Source organism: Parapusillimonas granuli, assembly GCF_013416525.1.
In the GTDB taxonomy this organism is placed as follows: domain Bacteria; phylum Pseudomonadota; class Gammaproteobacteria; order Burkholderiales; family Burkholderiaceae_B; genus Parapusillimonas; species Parapusillimonas granuli.
This window is the reverse complement of sequence record NZ_JACCEM010000031.1, coordinates 1-1,030: the sequence shown is the minus strand read 5'-3', so window position 1 is coordinate 1,030 and position 1,030 is coordinate 1. Positions and strand designations below refer to the sequence as shown.

At 59.4% G+C, this 1,030-nt stretch carries 1 protein-coding gene; it reads left to right on the top strand.

Annotated features, from left to right (window positions below; genetic code table 11):
* Positions 1–73: 73 nt before the first annotated feature.
* On the top strand, positions 74–1,030 hold a 957-nt coding region (istA, locus tag H0A72_RS21915), incomplete at its 3' end, for an IS21 family transposase (RefSeq protein WP_180158630.1).

The window sequence follows — 1,030 nt, the reverse complement described above, 5'->3', positions numbered from 1 at the left end:
TGTCATCGGTCATCCAATAATCCCCAGTTGGGATCATTGAAAATTCCCCACCTGCTTTTCGGAGATAAAGCAGATGGATACTCAGATGAATTGGAACCAGCGCATCATGGCAGCTCATGCCAAGCCTGTGGAGGCCATGATGCTGAGCAAGGAACGCTGGGAGGAAGTGCGGCAGATGAGTGGTCAAGGTCTTTCGGTCTCGGAAATTTCCAGGCAACTGGAGATTGATCGCAAGACGGTACGTAAGCTGCTCAAGGAGCCTTGGCGGGCGTACGCCCGCCCACAGCGCTCGGATACGCTGTTGGCTTCGCATGCGGCGTATCTGCGGGAGCGCGCCACGCAGGTGGATTACTCGGCACGGATCCTGTTCCAGGAGCTGCGTCGAGATCGCGGGTTCCAGGGCAGTTATGAGACGGTCAAGCGGTTCGTTGTACCCTTGCGCCAGCAAGCGGTGAAGGCCGCGCAGCTGTGCCAGCGCCGTTTCGAGACCGGACCGGGGCAACAAAGCCAGATTGATTGGGGCCAGACCGGGATTTACCTTCGCAGTCGTCCGGTTGTGCTGCATATCTTTGTGCTGACCTTGGGCTACAGCAGACGGGGCTACTACCGGGCCTGCGCCAACGAGCAGTTGGGGCTGTTTCTGGAGAGCCATGAGGCGGCCTTCGATTACTTCGGCGGGTTGACGCGAGAGTTGCTCTACGATCGGCCACGTACGGTGTGCCGACCGGTGCCGGGCAAGGGCTGGTGCTGGAACGACACCTTCCGCGAGTTTGCCCGGCACTGGGGGTTTGAGCCCCGAGTGTGCGCCCCTTACCGGGCACAGACCAAAGGCAAGGTAGAATCAGGCGTGAAGTATGTCAAACGCAACTTCCTGCCCGGGCGAACCTTTACCGATATGGTTGATGTGCAGGAGCAGATGAACGAATGGATGGCGACGGTGGCTGATGTGCGTATCCACGGCACCACTCATCAGCGGCCGATTGACCGGTTTGCCGCAGAGGCTGCGGCCCTTATGCCCAGTGCGGGTCAA